This is a genomic window from Paenibacillus pabuli NBRC 13638 (assembly GCF_001514495.1).
GTDB classification, from domain to species: domain Bacteria; phylum Bacillota; class Bacilli; order Paenibacillales; family Paenibacillaceae; genus Paenibacillus; species Paenibacillus pabuli.
The window spans coordinates 1-18,522 of sequence record NZ_BCNM01000002.1 but is presented as its reverse complement, the minus strand read 5'-3'; the positions used below and the strand labels follow the sequence as shown (position 1 = coordinate 18,522).

15 protein-coding genes are annotated in these 18,522 nt (G+C 49.8%); 6 read left to right on the top strand and 9 right to left on the bottom strand.

The genetic code is table 11. From position 1 onward, the window contains the following. Nucleotide 1: 1 nt before the first annotated feature. The gene (locus PPA03S_RS03630; protein WP_062319970.1) at nucleotides 2-1,633 is read right to left on the bottom strand and encodes a thiamine pyrophosphate-binding protein; all 1,632 of its coding nucleotides are present in this window, start codon (nucleotides 1,631-1,633) and stop codon (nucleotides 2-4) included. Nucleotides 1,634-2,042: 409 nt separating this feature from the next. Between PPA03S_RS03630 and PPA03S_RS03625 the strand changes: the two genes are divergently transcribed. Then, nucleotides 2,043-3,026, top strand: coding sequence for a Gfo/Idh/MocA family protein (locus tag PPA03S_RS03625; protein WP_062319968.1), 984 nt, complete (start codon nucleotides 2,043-2,045; stop codon nucleotides 3,024-3,026). A gap of 255 nt (nucleotides 3,027-3,281) precedes the next feature. Then, nucleotides 3,282-3,968 carry an HAD hydrolase-like protein gene (locus PPA03S_RS03615; protein ID WP_062319964.1) on the top strand — a complete coding sequence of 229 codons (687 nt, stop codon included), beginning with the start codon at nucleotides 3,282-3,284 and terminating at the stop codon, nucleotides 3,966-3,968. An 85-nt stretch (nucleotides 3,969-4,053) separates the two neighbouring features. Here the strand turns inward: PPA03S_RS03615 and PPA03S_RS03610 are convergent, their stop codons facing one another. Genes PPA03S_RS03610 through PPA03S_RS03590 form a run of 5 tightly spaced genes read right to left on the bottom strand, consistent with a single transcriptional unit; the run spans nucleotide 4,054 to nucleotide 10,411 of the window. Further along, nucleotides 4,054-5,250 carry a YheC/YheD family endospore coat-associated protein gene (locus PPA03S_RS03610; protein WP_062319961.1) on the bottom strand — a complete coding sequence of 399 codons (1,197 nt, stop codon included), beginning with the start codon at nucleotides 5,248-5,250 and terminating at the stop codon, nucleotides 4,054-4,056. Nucleotides 5,251-5,285: 35 nt separating this feature from the next. Then, nucleotides 5,286-6,392, bottom strand: a complete 1,107-nt coding sequence (locus PPA03S_RS03605) for a YheC/YheD family endospore coat-associated protein (RefSeq protein WP_062319959.1) — start codon at nucleotides 6,390-6,392, stop codon at nucleotides 5,286-5,288. Further along, a complete protein-coding gene (locus PPA03S_RS03600; protein WP_062319957.1) occupies nucleotides 6,392-7,765 on the bottom strand; it encodes a YheC/YheD family endospore coat-associated protein in 1,374 nt (457 codons plus the stop codon). The genes PPA03S_RS03605 and PPA03S_RS03600 overlap by 1 nt, the downstream gene beginning before the upstream one ends. Nucleotides 7,766-7,825: 60 nt before the next feature. Then, complete coding sequence (locus PPA03S_RS03595) at nucleotides 7,826-9,013, bottom strand: YheC/YheD family endospore coat-associated protein (protein ID WP_062319956.1); 1,188 nt, start codon at nucleotides 9,011-9,013, stop codon at nucleotides 7,826-7,828. A 30-nt stretch (nucleotides 9,014-9,043) separates the two neighbouring features. After that, nucleotides 9,044-10,411: a YheC/YheD family endospore coat-associated protein gene (locus PPA03S_RS03590; RefSeq protein WP_062319954.1), complete on the bottom strand. Its 1,368-nt coding sequence runs from the start codon at nucleotides 10,409-10,411 to the stop codon at nucleotides 9,044-9,046. Between the two features lie 270 nt (nucleotides 10,412-10,681). Here PPA03S_RS03590 and PPA03S_RS03585 point away from each other — a divergent pair, with 270 nt between their 5' ends. From PPA03S_RS03585 to PPA03S_RS03575, 3 genes are all read left to right on the top strand, one after another. Further along, nucleotides 10,682-11,029, top strand: a complete 348-nt coding sequence (locus PPA03S_RS03585; RefSeq protein WP_062319951.1) for a YlbF/YmcA family competence regulator — start codon at nucleotides 10,682-10,684, stop codon at nucleotides 11,027-11,029. Nucleotides 11,030-11,125: 96 nt separating this feature from the next. Next, the gene (locus PPA03S_RS03580; RefSeq protein ID WP_062319949.1) at nucleotides 11,126-11,413 is read left to right on the top strand and encodes a hypothetical protein; all 288 of its coding nucleotides are present in this window, start codon (nucleotides 11,126-11,128) and stop codon (nucleotides 11,411-11,413) included. Nucleotides 11,414-11,619: 206 nt separating this feature from the next. Next, on the top strand, nucleotides 11,620-12,954 hold the full coding sequence (locus PPA03S_RS03575; protein ID WP_062319948.1) for a DRTGG domain-containing protein: 1,335 nt from the start codon (nucleotides 11,620-11,622) through the stop codon (nucleotides 12,952-12,954). Between the two features lie 161 nt (nucleotides 12,955-13,115). Here the strand turns inward: PPA03S_RS03575 and PPA03S_RS03570 are convergent, their stop codons facing one another. The 3 genes from PPA03S_RS03570 to PPA03S_RS03560 form a co-directional block, all read right to left on the bottom strand. Continuing rightward, nucleotides 13,116-13,457: a YtpI family protein gene (locus tag PPA03S_RS03570; protein ID WP_174532104.1), complete on the bottom strand. Its 342-nt coding sequence runs from the start codon at nucleotides 13,455-13,457 to the stop codon at nucleotides 13,116-13,118. Between the two features lie 99 nt (nucleotides 13,458-13,556). Next, entirely contained in the window at nucleotides 13,557-14,045 is a 489-nt protein-coding gene (locus PPA03S_RS03565; RefSeq protein ID WP_062319946.1) for a sporulation membrane protein YtrI, read from the bottom strand. A 21-nt stretch (nucleotides 14,046-14,066) separates the two neighbouring features. Then, on the bottom strand, nucleotides 14,067-14,396 hold the full coding sequence (locus PPA03S_RS03560) for a YtrH family sporulation protein (protein WP_024629128.1): 330 nt from the start codon (nucleotides 14,394-14,396) through the stop codon (nucleotides 14,067-14,069). 461 nt (nucleotides 14,397-14,857) lie between these two features. On the opposite strand from PPA03S_RS03560, the gene PPA03S_RS03555 reads away from it, so the two are divergent. Continuing rightward, nucleotides 14,858-18,522: DNA polymerase III subunit alpha (locus PPA03S_RS03555; protein ID WP_062319944.1), on the top strand; the 3,665-nt coding region annotated here is incomplete at its 3' end.

The following is an 18,522-nucleotide window of genomic DNA, read 5'->3' as shown; positions in this document are numbered from 1 at the left end:
CCTAATTCAAAGTCACGGTACGGTGAGCCGTGGGCGGAATCTCGTCGCGATCAGTCAGAAGCTCAATGACGGTAACCTGGTTCAGCTGCTGTGCTGTCTGAAGAGCGGAGGCGAATTCGTCGCGAGTTTCTGCTCGAAAGGCTACAGCACCAAGAGATTCAGCAAATTTTGCTGCGTCCATGGGAACTTCAAACAAGGTGCCATCGATTCTGCCTGTTGTTTTCTCCATACCTTTGAGTGCCATGTCCAGCTGTTTATTGTTCACAACGATGAAGATGACGGGCAGGTTGTGGCAGACAGCGGTGTTGATCTCGGTTCCAAGCATCATGAAACATCCATCACCTGTGATACACACAATGGTTTCTTCCGGTGCGGCAGTTTTCGCTCCGATAGCCATGCCGATGGCATTACCCATGCAGGCAAAGTACGCATCAAACACAAAGCTGCCGGGTTTCTTAACCTTATATCGCTGCACCGCGTGAAAACCATGGCTCCCATCATCGACAAAGAGCTTATGATCATACGGCAGCAACTCGCTCATCTCGTCCAGCACGGAAGCCAGAGACAGATTCGGCAGATCCGGCAGGGGAACGGTGTAATCAACCGTTGTCGTTTCCATTTGCAGAGCAGGTTGGTCTGTCATTGTACCGAGTAAAAATTGCATGTTGTCCTTCAAATCGCCGGTGATATGTAAGGTTTGAGATTTAAGGATTTTACCAACGAATGTAGGATCGGCGTCGAATTGAATCAGATGTGCAGGATGGTTCTCAGGTTTCAAATTACAGATCGTCATATCACTTAGACGTGAACCGAGCACAATGTAGAGATCACTTTGATTCAGCAGCTCATCTGCATGAGGGAAGCCGCCAACACCGCAAGGCCCATGGTAGAGAGGATGATCCCAAGCAATGGTCCCTTTTCCACCTGGAGAAGTAATGACAGGAATATGGAAACGTTCGGCAAATTGGAGCAATTCATCATGGGCTCTGGCGCGACTGACACCTTTGCCTGCAATGATTAAAGGGTGACTGGACTGTTGAAGTAAGGGGAGAACGCGATTCAGGTTGGATACGCTAATCAGGGGCTCAGGCTCCGGGATGACAACCCGGAAATCAGCGAGTTTTTCAGTCTGTACATCAAACGGAAGACAGAGATGGACCGGCCCTTTGTTGGGACCAAGTGCAATGGAAAGGGCGTGATTCAATAGGGTGCTAAAATGATCACCACGTTCCACCAGTTTGCTGAATAGCGTTGCCGGACGGAACATGTCAGCCAGATCGGCCAAATAGGAAGAGGAGTCCTGACATTGTGGAAGCCCCAGTTCCTGAATGGATTGGTGACCCGTAATAAACAGGACAGGCAAGTTGTTGGCCTTGGCATGGGCTGCGGCGGTGAGCAAGTTGGTTCCGCCCGGACCTGACGTGGCAAAGGCGACACCCAGCTTCCCTGTCTGGAGGGCATAACCAGAGGCGGCAAAGCCTGAACTGGATTCATGGCGGCCTGGAATGAATTCCAAGCCATAATCGACCATTTTCAGGACAGCAGGACATATGGATTTTCCGATAATACCAAAGACATGAGTAATGCCTAAATTACGCAGAGCTTCTGCCAAATAGTCCGCAACTGTTCTCATGCGGGACACCTCGCTTCACAAAATAGGTTTTTAGACCCACAGGTCAGATTCCATTTTTGGTGTGTATGTCGTTGTCTAAGGTTGTAAAAGGAAATGGATCCTTGTTACTAGGAAGAGTATCTTTTTTTGTGGTTTTTTGTCAACTCATTTTATGAGTATAAGTTCCTGATTCTTAGGTTGTAAGCGCTTAATGACTTGTTGAATATAGGAAATTAAACGGGTTATATATTCCCGCGACAAATTACCTACGAAGAAATAAATATTGAATAAAATATAAAAAAATATATAATTTGATAAATTATTTCATCTGTAGATCAATTAGAGTCGTACGTTTCGTATTTCGCATCAGTGCAAATGATTGGCAAGAATTAACTTTCTGTTATACTGGAATCCGATTGGAGTGAGATGAATGACAACGATAAAAATGGCTGTTGTTGGGTTGGGTAAAATGGGATTACATATGATACGGGAAGCGGAACAGGCAGAGCTGTCCGAAAACGTCGAGATCGTAGCGGTATGCGATTCAAGTGAGGAACATTTGATAACGTTTGCTGTCTCTCATCCAGATACAAAAATGTATACGGATTATAAGCAAATGCTGGATGAACATTCGATTGATCTGCTTTATATTGCAGTGCCGCCAAAATTTCATTATCCCGTCGTTATGGAGGCATTGAAGCGCCAGATTCACGTGTTCTGTGAGAAGCCGCTGGCAAACAGTGTGGAGGAAGCGAGAGCGATGCTGGTGGGAGCTGAGAAGGCAGGGGTCGTGCACGCTATCCATTTCTCCATGCCACATGAACCATCCGTTGTGAAGCTGCAACAGTTGATCGAGCAGCAGACGATTGGAACGATTCGAAAAATGGATCTGATCCTGCAATTTCCCCAGTGGCCACGGGCGTGGCAGCAGAATGAATGGATTACCAGCCGGGAGCAGGGAGGTTTCATTCTTGAAGTCGGCATCCACTGGATTCATATGATCCAAACCGTGTTTGGAGCTATTCGTGTGATTGACAGTCAGGTTCAGTATCCTCAAAACACAGATGAATGTGAACATGAAATTCAAGCCGCAATGGAGCTGGAGGATGGAACCCGAGTCCAGTTGAACGGAATCGCCCATATTGCAGGTGAGGAACGTGTCTCCATGATTGTATATGGCACGGAAGGAACGATTGCTCTAGAAAACTGGGATCAGCTGTGGAGCGGACCTGTTGGACAACCCCTGGGCCTAGTTGAAGTACAGGAATCTTTAAGTCAGCTGCCTGTACTCAAACATGTCATTGCACGTATTCAGGGGAAACCTGCCAAAATATACGATTTTAACGATGGCTATCAGGCCCAACTAGTTCTTGAGGCGCTGCGTAATCCCGAATCAATCCCGTCCCTAAAATGATGCTGACGCTCGAAGTAGACTTGTGTTCAATATTTCCCGCAAGGAAGCAAGTTGTTCCTCCGTCATGGCCGATACCTCTTCCGTTGCTGATGCGGTGTTCTCAACAACAGCGGATACTTCAGGTTTGTTGGTTGTGTATAATGTTGATGATACCAATTGTTTTACATTGCGCGGTTTACACTGGCAAACGTTTATGTTTATCATGGAGGGGGAACGATTCCGAATACATATCCCAATCGGAAAGGAACATTGGACATGACGAGAGAGACGGTATTGCGTAAACCGGAAGCAATGATATTTGATATGGACGGTACGTTGTTTCAGACTGAGACCCTGTTGCTTCCAGCCTATCAGCAGTTGTTCGATACATTGCGAGCTGAGGGGCATTATGAGGGAGAGACTCCCCCTGAAGAACGGATGCTGGGGAGCCTAGGAATGTTACTTGAAGATATATGGAAAGTGGTTATGCCTGAAGCGTCCGTAGCGGCCCATCGACGTGCTGACGAACTGTTGCTCCAGTTGGAGATTGAGGGATTGGATGGGGGAAGCTCTCAGTTGTACCCGCATGTAAAAGAGACGTTGGAAGCATTGAAGGAACAGGGTGTGCGGTTGTTTGTTGCCAGTAACGGTCTGGAGGATTATGTCAAAGGCGTAGCCTTTGCTCATGAGATCATGCCGCTCTTTGAAGGCGTGTATAGTGCAGGACAGTACAAGACACCATCCAAAGTTAACCTGGTTCAAATCCTGCTTGAGAAGCATCGGATTCAGGATGCATGGATGGTCGGGGATCGCTCTTCTGATGTGGAGGCAGGCAAAATGAACAATCAGACCGTTATCGGCTGCGCCTATGCGGGGTTCGGTCGGGACGAAGAACTTGCCGGATCGGATGCACTGATCTCTGATTTTACGGAACTCCTTCGTTTATATCGGGAAGCAGAATAGAAAAACCTACCGCTCCCACGTCCGCATGGACGTGGAGTGGTAGGTTTTTGTTTAAGAATTCGTTTTAATGTTAATTATCCGCCAATTATAATGGTGGTTTTCTGGTTCTTTTGAGGGTTGAAGCTTTACCTCTTACGCGTTTGACAGGTTTGGTTACCTTTACTCCGCGAGGGGGACGATTCGAATGTGGATGGTTACGGTACACCCACAAGGCGTACTCCAGTGGTTGGGTAATAGCTTTGGTGTAGGTATCCTGCTCACCAATACGGGCAAACACCTCACGCGCAGGTTTTGGATTCACTTCCAGCAAATAGATGCGTCCGCTCTTGTCTATCGCCAGATCCAGAGCCAATTCACACAAGGCACCATAGGTGTTCTCCAGAAATGTGGCAACGTCAATCCCGAATTTCTCTGCAGTGGCATTGATTTCAGTCCGTTCCTCCTCATCGGTAATCCACTGTTTCAACAATTTGTGCATCGCAATAGCCTGGCCGCCGCCATGCAGATTGGAAGTAACACTTTTCTCTGCGCCCATCCGTCCTGCACAACCGGTCAATTCCCACTCCCCTTCACCGTTCTTCTGGACCAGCATTCGATAATCATGAACACGACCATTCGGAAGCTGAAGTTGAATACCTTGCTGAACAAGGTATTTATCTTTCATATTCCAATGCGTGAGTAGTGAACCAAGGCGTGACAGATGGACTTTGCGCGGGGTAATGATCCGGCGCTTTTGGTCCCGTCCTTGCACTAGAACCGTGTTAGCCTCGCTACCGCTGCGTTCGATACGGAGAATACCTCGTCCTCCCGTTCCATTAATGGGTTTCAGATAGATGAGTGAGGAGGCTTTCAGCATTCGATTCACATCGGACATATCCTGAAACAGAACGGTATCTGGCAGATGCTCACGAAAGGCTGATTTCCCCGAGAGCGTCTGATGAATCGTCCATTTATTGCGTAGTGGACGGTTCAAAAAGAGAAGGTGCCCATATTTTTCCCGAAAGGCAAGCAATTGCTGGAATCTGTGATTACGCTGTATACGGCAGCGGTCAAAGATCATATCCGGGAATGAACGCCATTCCCGGGACCAACCCTTTTCCGAATGAAAGACCAAAGCCTCAATCCGCTTGCCTCCTGAATGTACATCGGCAGGTGTGAACACATAGATATCGAGTCCCCGCTTGCGCCCCTCAAGGATCATTCTGCGGTATATACTCCGTTCTTCCAGAGCGCGATGTTCATTTAAGTACAACGTCATAATGCCCAGAACAGGTGAGGACACAAACAATCACCTTCTTTTGCTGTTATTCCTGTTCATCATCGTTTGGACTGACGGGCAAGGTAGGCGCTGTACTGAAAAATGCGTTCCAGAGATCTGCGTCGTATCTGCGGTTCATCAAATTTCATCGGCTTCGCGTTCGCTTCAAAGAACCAGATCTCTCCAAGTTCGTCAACGCCGAGGTCCATGGACATCTCGCCAAGGGTATGACCTGAGCCCCGTTCCACTTGTCTTGCAATCAACAATGAAGTGGATTTCACGCGTTTCATCAATGAATCCGACATTTCTTCCCCAAACAGATCGGTTAGCAGTTTTTCCGGATCCTCCACCGTACCTCCTCGCGGAACGTGGGTGGTAATGCTTCGAGAGCCGGCCAGACGGGCACCAACGCCGGTTACGCTCCATTGACCCTTGCTGTTCTTTTGTACGAGTACTCGCAGATCGAATGGACGTTTGTGTGATGATGCCAGTTCAATGCCCTGTTGCATAATATAAGGCGTGTGGCCGGTTTCCTTGCGAATTCGGGTCCATAATTTGGCGAGTGTAGCTGTTTTGTATGTGGTACTCTTACGGGTACTTTGTATTTTAAGCCGGTAGGGCAGACGCTCTCTTTCCTGGAACTTGAGCATCATGATACCCTTGCCAGCCTTGCCGCTCTCGGGTTTCAGATACAGGTAAGGGTATGATCTCAGCACCGTACCCAGAGCGGAGGCCGTTCGCATCCGGCGAGTATAGGGTATTAAGTGCTGGGTAGATTTGGATTTCTTAAGCCATTCAAACAGATTCCATTTATTGAAGAAAAAAGGGTTATACAGCTCGATGCCAGAGCGCATGCATTCTTCAATTTTGCGCTGTACTGAAGGCTTTCGTTCATCTTCCCGGTTGGGAATCCGATTGTAGAGTACATGGGGAAGAGGGAAGGACTGTGAAGTCCATCTCCCGCTTCCATTGTTGTACGTGTATCCTTTCACAGTGGGGCCGCTCACATTTAAATCTCGGACAGTCACGACGTACACCACATATCCCATAGTTTCACCCGTCTGCACAATATCCAGGAAGTTCTGATGGTTTCCTCTGAACATTCGTCGATCATCATGCATGGTCAGGATAGCAATAACGGGTTTGAAATCATCCTGCAATCCCATCAAATGTCGTCTTTCTTCCGGAATTTGCTCAAATACAGGCAATGTTCCAGGATGTGCTCCACCGATGATTTTCCTTCCAGCCGCAGCGAAGGGTGACGGAAAATGGAGCGGCCGGGTTTGGCGTTCGCTTCGAACATCCATACATGTTCCTCCTGATCAATGCCCAGATCAAAGCCAATCTCACCAATCAGATGCTGGTGCTGGGTTTCAATCGCCTGGGCCAGTGTTATTGCGACAGATTTGGCATGCTGAAGCACTTCTCCAGAGCGCTCACCAAAGTTGCGCTTGAGTGCCTGCTCCGGTGTCATCAGGGAGCCGCCGTTTTTGATATGAGTGGTTACACTGCCGCGACCAGCTTTTTTGGCGCCGATGCCAACGACGACCCATTGATTGTTGCCGTTTTTGTGCATGTGAAAACGAAAATCAATGGGGCACTCGTCAATCTCGATAAGACGGATGCCTTGTTGAACAACATAACCGCGAAGCTGTTTGCCATGTCTGCCTTGAAGCATGCGCATCAGGCTGTTAAATGAGCCGAAGCGCAGAAGTGCGTTGCCGCTTTTTTTTCGATATCGGGCAAAATATCCACGTTTGGGGGAGTAGGTCAATCGGTAGATGCCATTGCCCAAACTGCCCGCTGTAGGCTTATAGTAGACAAACTGATGGCGATCGAGCATCTCTCTCATCTGTTCCACCGTCGGATTGGTGATGGACTCAGGTATATATCTCCCTGCTGCCGGGTCATTCTCCAGCAAATTGTAGATATCTGATTTGTTAAAGAAGCTCCAGTTGAAGAAAGGGATTTTACGTCGAATGAATCGCTCCCTCAGTTGATTGATCGCTGGTGAGAAGTCGGAGCGGCGGCTGGGCAATCGGTTGTACACGACATCGGGCAGAGGTACTGTTTTCCGACTGAAGCTTCCATTATCGTTAAGAAAAAAGCCGGATACTGTTTCATTCTGCCAGTTAATATCTCGTGGGGTAAACGCATAAATATAGGATTTGCGGCTGCCTTCGCGGAGCAGCTGTTTAATGAAACCCGTACGGGAGCCAAAAGGGCTGGTACCAGTAGCTGGTCCGTCAGACAATACGCCAATCAATGGCCCCAGTTGAACTTCATCATTCTGCAGGTTGCGAAGGTAGATACTGCCTCTTTTTGGAACGTTCATCAGATTGCGTATGCCTGAGGCGAGATAGAGATGTTTACCTGCTTTTTTGATTGGTTTGATCGTGGCAGGTACCCGGTCACGTCCAAACCGCAGATGTATCGTTTTTTTGCCGGATAGATTTAGGCTTTTCATTAACGCGTTGGATACATAAACCACTTTATCCGGCTGCTTTGTGAAATGCAGATTGCAAAAGGTCAAACTCATGATTTATCCTCCTATCCTGAAAAGATCCTTTGTTCCATGGCAAGCAGGGCGATGCGGGCCTCAGCCGCCGTGAATCGGGATGGGTTTCAGGCCAGCTTTGCTGGATGTATTCGGCATTTTCAGTGGACGCGTTACGTCCGTTAGAACATGTTGTTGCAGCAAATAACGGGCATAGGCCAGCGGCCGGGTGTAGGTAAGAGCATGCATTCGTCGGTCACCTGCCTCTGCAAATGAGGAGCGGCCCGGTCTTGAATTGGCTTCAAGCAGCCAGAGTCGTCCCTGGACATCTGCTCCGAAATCAAGCCCCAATTCAGCAAGCCTGCCGAAGTGGCTCTCGAGCAGGGTGGGGATGAGGGCTGCAGCATGCCTGATCTCCTCCAGCAGATCGTTGGTATGAACGCTCCCGTAGCGTTCCAGCAGATAAGGAAGCGCAGGGTGAGCCTTTCCCCCTCCATGCAAATTGGAAGTGAGTGAACCTGTGGGTCCTTCCCGTACCATGCATCCGGTTAGAGACCAGCGTCCGTGCCCATTTTTTTGCACCAAGGCTCTGATGTCAAACGGTCGTCCATGATGACTCAGCTCCAGATACGGCATCATAATCATCTTTTTTTCGGCCTTGTGTAAATCCAACCAGGCTGATACGTCCTGAGGGCGATCAAATGTACGGTGAATTAGTTCATTGCGTGTATTTCTCCCCTCTATGATCCAGGAGGAATGATGGTCTCCGCGATAGAGACGAAAAGTATCTTTACCATGAGTGCCCGACACAGGTTTGAAGAAAATGCCTTGGGGCCATTCTTCCAGCCAGCGTTGCCACAAGGTATTGGATTGAAGCATTGTCGTGGGTGCAAGAAGCGCACGCAATCTGTCATCACCAGACAAGATGCGGTGCACTTTCCACTTACCAGGCAAGGAAGCAGACCAGTAACGGCGAGGTCTGCCGCCGGGAGGAACCAGGTCCTGAAGTTGTTGTCTGAATGTTTTGGGGAGCGGCTGCAGACAGCGGTCCATCAACAGGTCCACTGCAGGAAGAGGCACCGTATCCCATTGCCCTCTAATGTATGCATAACCCTGTTTCAACGGGGATACATGAGGATCAGTTGGTACGGCCAGCACGATGATATTCAAGCCGTATCGATAACTTGCCAGACTGAGTCTACGACAGAAGAGTTCATCCGCGAAAGGAGGCGAGTCTTCTGTTGCCCGAACCAGGATCGCTACTGTTTTGGTCTGAGTGTGTGGGAACATCGTTCTGCACCTCCATTCAATGGTGACTCTTCAGAAGCCAGCCAGGTAGGTGGAGTATTCCAGCATGGCCTTGACCGAAGGTCTGATCTTGCTCTCGCTAAGCGGTGTATTATCGTTCTTGGATGGCTTGGAATTGACTTCGAGCAGCCAAACTCTACCCGAAGTATCCAAGGCCAGATCGATGCCGAGTTCACCAAAATGGGCAGGGATCGCTCCCTCAATGCCTTTGGCGATATCCAAAGCAGCCGTATGCAGAGCTGCATAAGCCGAGGCTTTGGCTGACCCGGACAACTGGGTTTTGGCTACAGCTTCCTTGACGGTACTGAGACTTCCACCCCTTGCCAGATTGGATACGTAATGGCTGCCCCCTGCAATACGTGCGACGATGGAGGTCACACTCCATTTGCCCGTACGGTTCTTTTGCACAAGCGCACGGAAATCTACGGGTCTGCCGCTATTATCAATAAGAGTCAGACCCTGTTGGATCTGGTAACGCGTCGTTTTCATTTTCCCTGACAGACTGGCATACAGTTTATCCAGAGAGGTATACGTTTGTTTGCGGGTACCTCCAACGGCAGTGGCGAGGGTGAGGAAACTTCCATCGCTTTGACGGGAGACCCGGATAATCCCCTTGCCCAGTGACCCGCGAACCGGCTTGAGAAACACAACCGGATATCGGTTACACATGGTTTTGAGCATAGCCGAAGCTTTGAGCAAATGGGATTCGGGAAGGACTCTCTTCAGCGTCGATATGGACTTTAGGGCATCGAATACTTCGTTTTTGTCCAGAAATTTTTCGTTGAAGGTTTGTGTACCATAGAGCGATTTTACTTCTTTCATGAAATGCTGTACGCTAGGTTTGTTCTCAAGCTTACGGGACGTCAGCCGGTTATTGACGACGTCTGCTATAGGCAGAACGGTCTTTTTCCAGCCGTCATCATACACCCAGCCTTTCATATAACCCGTTACCGCTCCAATATCCTCCGGTGTGAAAAAGGATACATAGGCGCCCTGCTTACGGCAGGCATGCACCAGTTCTTGACAGAACATCGTGATGGAGCCAAAGGGCCGATCGGTCTGATCGGGATAATCCTGGCTGACCATTACACTGATGTAGGGTCCCAGGCGAAGCGTACGGCTGGCTGAACGATAGGATACCCTCAGGACCGAGCGAGGAACAAGGCCGGTCTTGCTGGCGACCGTCTGATTAATGCGCAGCCCGTCATACCGTGGTACCGGAATGACTGTGACTTCACGGCGGAAAGAGCCGAATTGCAGCTGAAGCGGCCTTCCCGAAGGGATTTTAAGGGCCTTGAGTACCCCTTCGCCCAGCATGATGACGTCGTCCTGCAGGATGCCCGAGCCGGTAACCTGAATCGTTACTTTTTTAGTGGACATCACGGATCTCCTTCCGGGCGGCAACTTGATGTCTGATCTCGAAGTTGAACGGCATCTAAACATGGCATGTGCTTCATCATATGAGGACATATAACCCTTGGTGATTGACCCATTTGGATTAAATGCATTAATTGACGGCAGGTGATAAGTAGCCTGTTCCCGCCAGCTTTGTTTGATGGAACCGAAATGCGTGTATTAACACGGGTGAACGTTACGCTGAGAATTAAATGAATGATAAAAATGACAACCCAATATCGAGGAGGAATAATAGTGAACATTTATGACAAAGCAAATGACTTGGCCAAAGCCCTGAGAGAAAGCAGTGAGGTGGAGGAAATTACTTCGGCAATGAAGCTGATTGAAACGGACCCGGAAGCAAAGGCGATGCTGGATAACTTCCGCGATCAACAGATGGAGCTGCAGCAACGTATGATGAGCGGGGATATGCCTGCTCCGGATGAGATGGAGAAAATGGAAAAATTATTTGAGGTCCTGAGTTTGAACCTGAATATTCGTCGTCTGTTCGACGCTGAGCGTCGTCTGAGTGTCATTATCGAAGACGTGAACAAAATTATTGCAGACAGCCTGGGTCATCTCTATGGTGGCGCAGAAGCTTAAACACCTGTCCCGATTATTTACCTGAACCTTTCATATTACCGCATCTTCGTTCATAGACTAGACATATAGAGTCGATCAAGAACGAAGGAGCTGTGAATGGTGAAAAGGTTGAAAAAGGCAAAACATGTAATCTATTTGCTTATTGCACTGTCTATGCTGGTGATCGCACTGCCGCGAATTTCGTTCGCCGGTGGAATGGACTGGGTTAATATTTTTGGCATCGTCTGGGTGCTTTTCTCGTTATTGATCGTCGGTGCACATCTTCATTTTATTCTAGGTGTAGATGAAGAGAAGAAGCGTGCACTGGAAGCTGTTCGCCGGGCAAAGCTGCGGCAATGGGAGATGAAACTGCTGGACAAGCAGGAGCAGAGCAAGTCTGTATAAGGTTTGAGCAAGGCCGGTTTTCCTTTCATTTGAAAGGTACCGGTCTTTTTTTTATGCCGTTCATTGAATCGTTCATCTGATATGTTGTTTGTCACGATTGACTGGGTCAATTCTGATAAGAAAGAGACAGGGAATGGGGTTATTTTCCTTAGGTCGTGATATAATAGATACAGAATAGTACAGATGCATCTTCGGGGGTGGTACAGATGGACGGACAGGAAGAAAACGTGACAAAGCATGAACAGTTACTTCAACATATTGAACAACTGAAGGTAGGCAGCAAAATATCGGTACGCAGACTGGCACGGGAGCTGGGGGTAAGTGAAGGGACAGCCTATCGTGCGGTTAAAGAGGCAGAGAACTTTGGCCTGGTCGTGACCAAGGAACGAATTGGGACGGTGCGGATCGAGAAAAGACCCCGCGGCATGACAGAGCAGCTGACTTTTGCCGATGTGGTAACCATCGTTGAAGGCCATGTGCTGGGCGGCAGTGACGGACTGGCCAAACCGCTTCACAAATATGTGATCGGCGCCATGAAAGAAGAAGCGATGGCGCGTTACATTGACGCGGGAAGTCTGCTCATTGTTGGAAACCGGGATAACGCGCATTCCCTTGCGCTTGAACAGGGTGCAGGAGTGTTAATCACAGGTGGCTTCGGGACAAGCCGTGAAGTGAGATTGATGGCGGATGAACTCGGGCTGCCCATCATTTCTTCCAGACATGATACGTTTACGGTGGCTTCAATGATCAACAGGGCAATCTTCGATCGGCTGATTAAGAAAAAAATTATGCTGGTTGAGGATATTATCGGGCAGAAGCCCCGTCTGCAGGTGCTAAAGGTCACCAGTTCGGCTGCAGACTTTCACATGCTCGTTTCGGAGACGGGAGAACATCGTTTTCCTGTAGTCGATGAGTGGAACCGGGTTATCGGTATTGTCAGTCTGAAAGATGTCAGTGAATTAAAAGAAGATCAGAGTATTGAGAAGTGTGTTGTTCGCCGCCCGATTACGGCTTCGCTGCAAACCTCTCTGGCCTCGGCTGCTCAGATCATGACATGGGAAGGCATTGATTTCCTGCCCATTGTGGATCGAAACCGTAAACTGATTGCATCCGTTACACGCAAGGAAGTGCTGCAGGCCATGCGCGATGCACAGAAACAGCCACAGCTTGGAGAAACGTTTGACCATCTGATCTGGAACGGGTTCGCTGAAGAGCGCGGAGAGCATAACGAATTGTTTTTCCATGGATTCATCATCCCGCAGATGGCGACAGATCTGGGCACCATCTCGGAAGGGGTTCTGCTGAATGTAATGACACAGGCGGGACGTCGTGCAGCCTGGGATGTTACAGGTAACGACCATGTGGTGGATAATGTGACGACCTATTTTGTCCGTCCCGTGCAGATTGAAGATCAGATTCTGGTTCGTCCAATTATTCTGGAGACGAGTCGCCGGACCTGCAAAATGGATATTGTTATTACCCGTGACGGGAATGTGGTCTGCAAAGCGGTGATGACGCTGCAATCCATTGACCATGCCTAGAGACATGGATAACCTTGGGTTCGGACGGACAGATGAGTTCCGAAAAAAGAGAGTACCCTCTGATCGACACAGCCACTCTACCCAAAATGAACGAGGGTCAGGCTTGTACGATCGTTGAGGATACTCTCTTTTTGGGATGACAGGAAATGGGTTGAAGCGTCTTAGGCCGATTGACTGGATGCCTTTTTGGTTCCATCACCCGCATGCTGCTGAAGCCGGGCATAATAACTGCGGTTACGTAACCCAGCGAACAGGTTATACGCTCCCATAATCAGAAATAGCGCTTCCACAACCACGGATAAGGTGGAACCGGTAAAGACGAACATCAGGATAAGGGCAAGAATAATCAACATGCCGCCCATCCAGATGTTGGTCCATGAACGATAGAGGCCTACGGAGACGGGATTCGTTGTCCTGCGCGAACGAATGCTGTTCAAGGCTGAACAGACCATGGCCAGGGCAAAGATGGCGATCAGGGCGTATTTGAGTACATCGATGAACACGAAGACGCAGCTCCTTTTCTGGAAAGCATTTACTGCCTTTATTGTACCATGCAGGCAGAGGGCAAGGGCAGTTTTTTTCCGGGGGCTGTCATCCCTTTTCTAAGCCGGAACGTGCATCCGAATCTGTACCCAAACTTGCAGCACACCTTCCATTACCAGCATCGTTTTTACCTGGACGGTATATTCCTTTTCTCTGACCGTGTACACTTTTTGGTTCAGCATGATCCGTGTCATTTTGCTGTACTCGTCAATATTGAAGACATCCCGGCCCCGGAGAACCTCAAGCTCGTCTCCCAGCTTCTGCAACATCACTTTCAGTGAAGCCTCGTCCGGACCTTTGTCGGATTCCTCTGCACGGACTTTGATTTCCTTGATGACGGTTTGGCGTTTACTGTATTTTTTCAGCGTTTTAATATCCTCCTCATTCTGATGCAGCTGGAGCTGCAACTCCTGATTGTTGAGCCACAACTCGTTGTAACTCAGGTGAAATACACCATTGTACACGACACAGCCGGCGATCATTCCCAGAACAAAGACAGCGGTCATGCGCATAAGCGGGCGGTAACGTGAAAAAGGCGGAATCCTCATGGGCGCTGTCCCGGAGTCATGCTAACCCCGTCCTCCGCCGCAGACCCATTTCACCAGTTCGGTACCCATGTGGGCGCCCATAAAAGCGGATATCAGATACAGAATTTGTTTGACCGCCGGTGACAGATTGCCGTCGAGCACGTTGCTTTCGATCACCCGCATGGGATCAATCGTACCGCCAACGGCCGCCGCGAGCGCCCAAATTTTTATTTTTCCGGCGACATCAAGCATCGTCTGTGTCGGAGGCTGGAGAGAGACCACGGCTCCTATACCTCCAATCATCGCGCCGCCCAGCACGATTCCAAACGCAATGAAGAAATCAAGAATAGCTTTGGACAAAAATGTGCTCATCCGGCAACACCCCTTTCAGACCCCAGCAGCATACCTCCTGTCTTTGGTCCGTAACAGGGGGAGCGGCTTGTACTTCTATTGTATGGGCGTGCCCCCGAACGTTATGATAAAATAGAATAATAAAGCATTCTTAATTAGAGCATGTCTTCAAAACTTGGTCTGAAAATTTCGAAATTTTGGCCCGTTTGTGGCATTTAATTTAGAGAATTTTAGGGAATAACGCGTCCGGAGTTCCTTACGATGGAAAAAAGAGGGCATGGGAGCCAAATAAGATGTCCTATGTTCCTTGGGAAATCGACTCGCCATTCGGCAGGACAAGCAATCTGGAATGAATTTAGAAAGCGACTTTCGGTCGGAACCGAAAGATGAAAATACGGAAAGAAGATAGTGCAGCAACTAGCATTTGGCGACTGATGACAAGCATAGTGCTGCATTTATCACGGCGAAAGGAAGAAAAAAACATGAGTTCTTTTGTGCATTTGCACGTTCACAGTGAATATAGCTTGCTGGACGGCGCTGCGCGTATACCGGATCTCGTGAATAAGGCCGCAGATCTTGGAATGACTACGCTTGCGCTGACCGACCACGGTGTAATGTATGGCGCGATTCCCTTTTATAAAGCATGTATGGAGCGAGGCATCAAGCCGATCATCGGGTGTGAGGCTTATATGACTGCTGGGTCTCGCAAGGAACGGGGAAGCCGCAAGGATCAACCGATCCATCATCTGATTTTGCTGGCCAAAAATATGACGGGTTATCGCAATCTGATGAAACTGTGCTCGATAGGACATTTGGAAGGCTTCCACTACAAACCACGTATTGATATGGAGAGTCTGGCTGCCCATCACGAGGGTATTATCTGTCTAAGTGCTTGTCTGGGCGGCGAGGTTCCCCAGCATCTGCTGCATGGACGAGAGGAAGAAGCACGCCGTGCGGCGCTGCGTTACAAAACTATCTTTGGTGCCGATTTCTATCTGGAGTTGCAGGATCACGGGCTATCGGAGCAAAAAAGAGTGAACCCTCAGCTGATTCGTCTCGCATCAGAACTTGATATTCCACTGGTTGCCACGAATGATGCCCATTACCTGTCAGAAGAAGATGCCGAGCTGCAAGATGTATTGATCTGTATCGGAACAGGAAAGACAGTAGATGATGAGAATCGGCTGCGCATCGGAACCAATCAGCTCTATCTCAAGAGTGAACAAGAGATGGCTCGATTGTTCCCCCATGTCCCCGAGGCCCTGGAGAACACGGTTCGCATCGCGGATTCGTGTGAGCTGCAACTGGAATTCGGCAAATCGATTTTGCCGGAGTACAGACCGCTGCCTGAAGGGAAAAGTCCTTCTGCATATTTGCGTCAATTGTGCGAAGAGGGAATGGAAGAGCGCTATACTGCATCATCGCGCTGGACGGACACAGAGCTCAGAGCCGAACTTGAACAGCGACTGGATTATGAACTTCGGGTTATCGACAGTATGGGATTCTCGGATTATTTTCTGATTGTATGGGATTTTATTGCCTACGCCCACAGGCAGGGAATCGTTACGGGCCCGGGACGGGGGTCCTCGGCGGGAAGTCTTGTGGCCTATACCTTGCGTATTACGGATGTTGATCCCATGAAGTATAACCTGCTCTTCGAGCGGTTTTTGAACCCTGAACGGATCTCCATGCCGGATATCGATATCGACTTCAGCGATGAACGACGGGATGAAGTCATTGACTATGTTGCTCAAAAATATGGCAAGGCCCATGTGGCCCAGATCATTACCTTTGGTACGATGGCTGCCCGGGCAGCCGTTCGGGACGTCGGACGTGCACTGAATGTGCCTTACGGCGAAGTGGATAAGGCAGCGAAGCTGATTCCTGCTCAGCTCGGCATTAACATTCAGCGGGCGATGGAAGCCACGCCTGAACTGAAGGCTCTGTATGAGACCAAGCCGAAAACACGTGAGTTGCTCGACATGGCCATGAAGGTGGAAGGGATGCCTCGCCATGCTTCCACACATGCGGCGGGGGTTGTCATTTCCCGTGATCCGCTGACGGATGCCGTTCCGCTTCAAGAGGGCAGCGAGGGAACAGCATTAACACAGTATTCCATGGAAAATCTGGAGTCGATTGGATTGCTCAAAATGGACTTTCTTGGTCTGCGAACCCTCTCGATTATTGAACGCTGCCTGCGCTGGATTGGCGAAAACGGTGAAATTCCTGACTTTCGACATATTCCGGACGACGATGCACTGACGTATGAGATGCTTGGCCGAGGCGACACCATGGGCATCTTCCAGCTCGAATCCGCGGGGGTACGCCGCGTCCTGAAGGAGCTTAAGCCAAGTGTATTTGAAGATGTAATCTCCGTCGTGGCCTTATATCGTCCAGGTCCGATGGAATTTATATCCAAATACATTCAGGGTAAGCATGGACAGATCGAAGTGGACTACCCTCATGCCGATCTGGAGTCCATCCTCAAGGATACGTACGGCATCATTGTATATCAGGAACAAATTATGCAGATTGCTTCCCGGATGGCGGGTTTCTCTCTCGGTGAAGCTGATCTGCTCCGCAGAGCGGTTTCCAAGAAGAAACGGGAAGTACTGGATCTGGAACGTGGACATTTTGTTCAGGGCAGCCTGAAGCAAGGGTATACCGAAGCGGAGGCAGATCTGGTCTATGACATGATCGTCAAGTTCGCCAACTACGGTTTTCCACGTGCCCATGCCGCTGCGTACGGCGTGCTGGCTTTCCAGACGGCTTATCTAAAAGCACATTATCCCATTCATTTTATGGCATCCATGTTAACAGCCGTGATGGGCAGTCACCGGAAAGTAGCGGAGTACGTTGTGGAATGCCGTCGCATGGATATTGAAGTACTTCCGCCGGATGTGAATGAGAGCGGTATTCTGTTTACACCTGTGATTGCATCATCCCGCAGCACCAGGGCTGGACAAGCGGCGGAAACCCAACGTTTAGTGGGAGAGCAGGGTGAAGATGGTACAGCAAGTCCTACGCTGGAACACGCCGTACATGATGAAGAGCATTATTCGGGACAAGCGGAGTACGGTGAAGCTCCTCTTCCAGATGACCCGGGCCCCGCACTAGACGAAGACGGTGGTGCATACGAGTGGCAGGCAGCGACGGCTGTATCAGAGCAGTCCGAAGATCGGATTAATTCAGGCGTGATGACCGTTTCTGCGGCCGAACGCCTGCAGGGGACTGTAGAGGCGGAGTCCTCGCATTCCGAACAGCATGAAATGTCTGATGTACAGGGGAAAGATGGATTGTCGGATCACAATTCGGATCTAGATAAAGCAGCCGGGGCGATACGATTTGGGCTGGCTGCGGTGAAAAATGTCGGGACCCAGGCGATGGAAAGCATCATGATCGTTCGACAGGAACGACCATTCGACAGCTTGCTCGATTTTTGTCGTCGTGTCGATTTGCGTGTATGCAACAAACGAGTGATTGAATCGCTGATTCAGGCAGGAGCGTTTGACACGCTGCCAGGGCACCGGGCCCAATTGCTGGCAATGCTGGATGAGACCGTGGAAGCGGCGCTGAAATGGCGGAAAGAGCGTGAGGATCTGCAGATTCAATTATTTGATTTTGTGGAGACGCCGAACTGGGAGATTGAATACCCCGAAATTCCGCCATATTCCGCAGGTCAGCAGTTAGAACTTGAGCGTGAACTGTTAGGCTTGTATCTCTCGGGTCATCCATTGGATGATTATGAGGATGTGCTCGAATCCAGCGGCGCAGATCGCATTATGGAGCTGACGGAAGCGGCTGACGATACGATGGCGGTCGCAGCCGGGATGGTCGTGTCTGTGAAGTCGATTACGACGAAACAGGGGAAAGCTATGGCGTTCATGGAGCTGGAAGACCAGATTGAACGCTGTGAAGTGGTTCTCTTTCACGAAGTATGGCGGCGCAGCCAGCAGCATGTCGGGAAAGGTGAACTGCTCGTCGTGCGCGCCAAGGTGCAGCAGCAGGACGAAGGGTTTAAGCTGCTGGCTGAGGAAGTGGCGCCGTTGTCATCGGCGGCACTGGAACAGCAGCTGCGCAGCCGCGACCGGCGCGGCAAGCCCGGCAGCGGCAGTGCTTCGCGCCCGGCGGCTCTGCCACGGCAGGC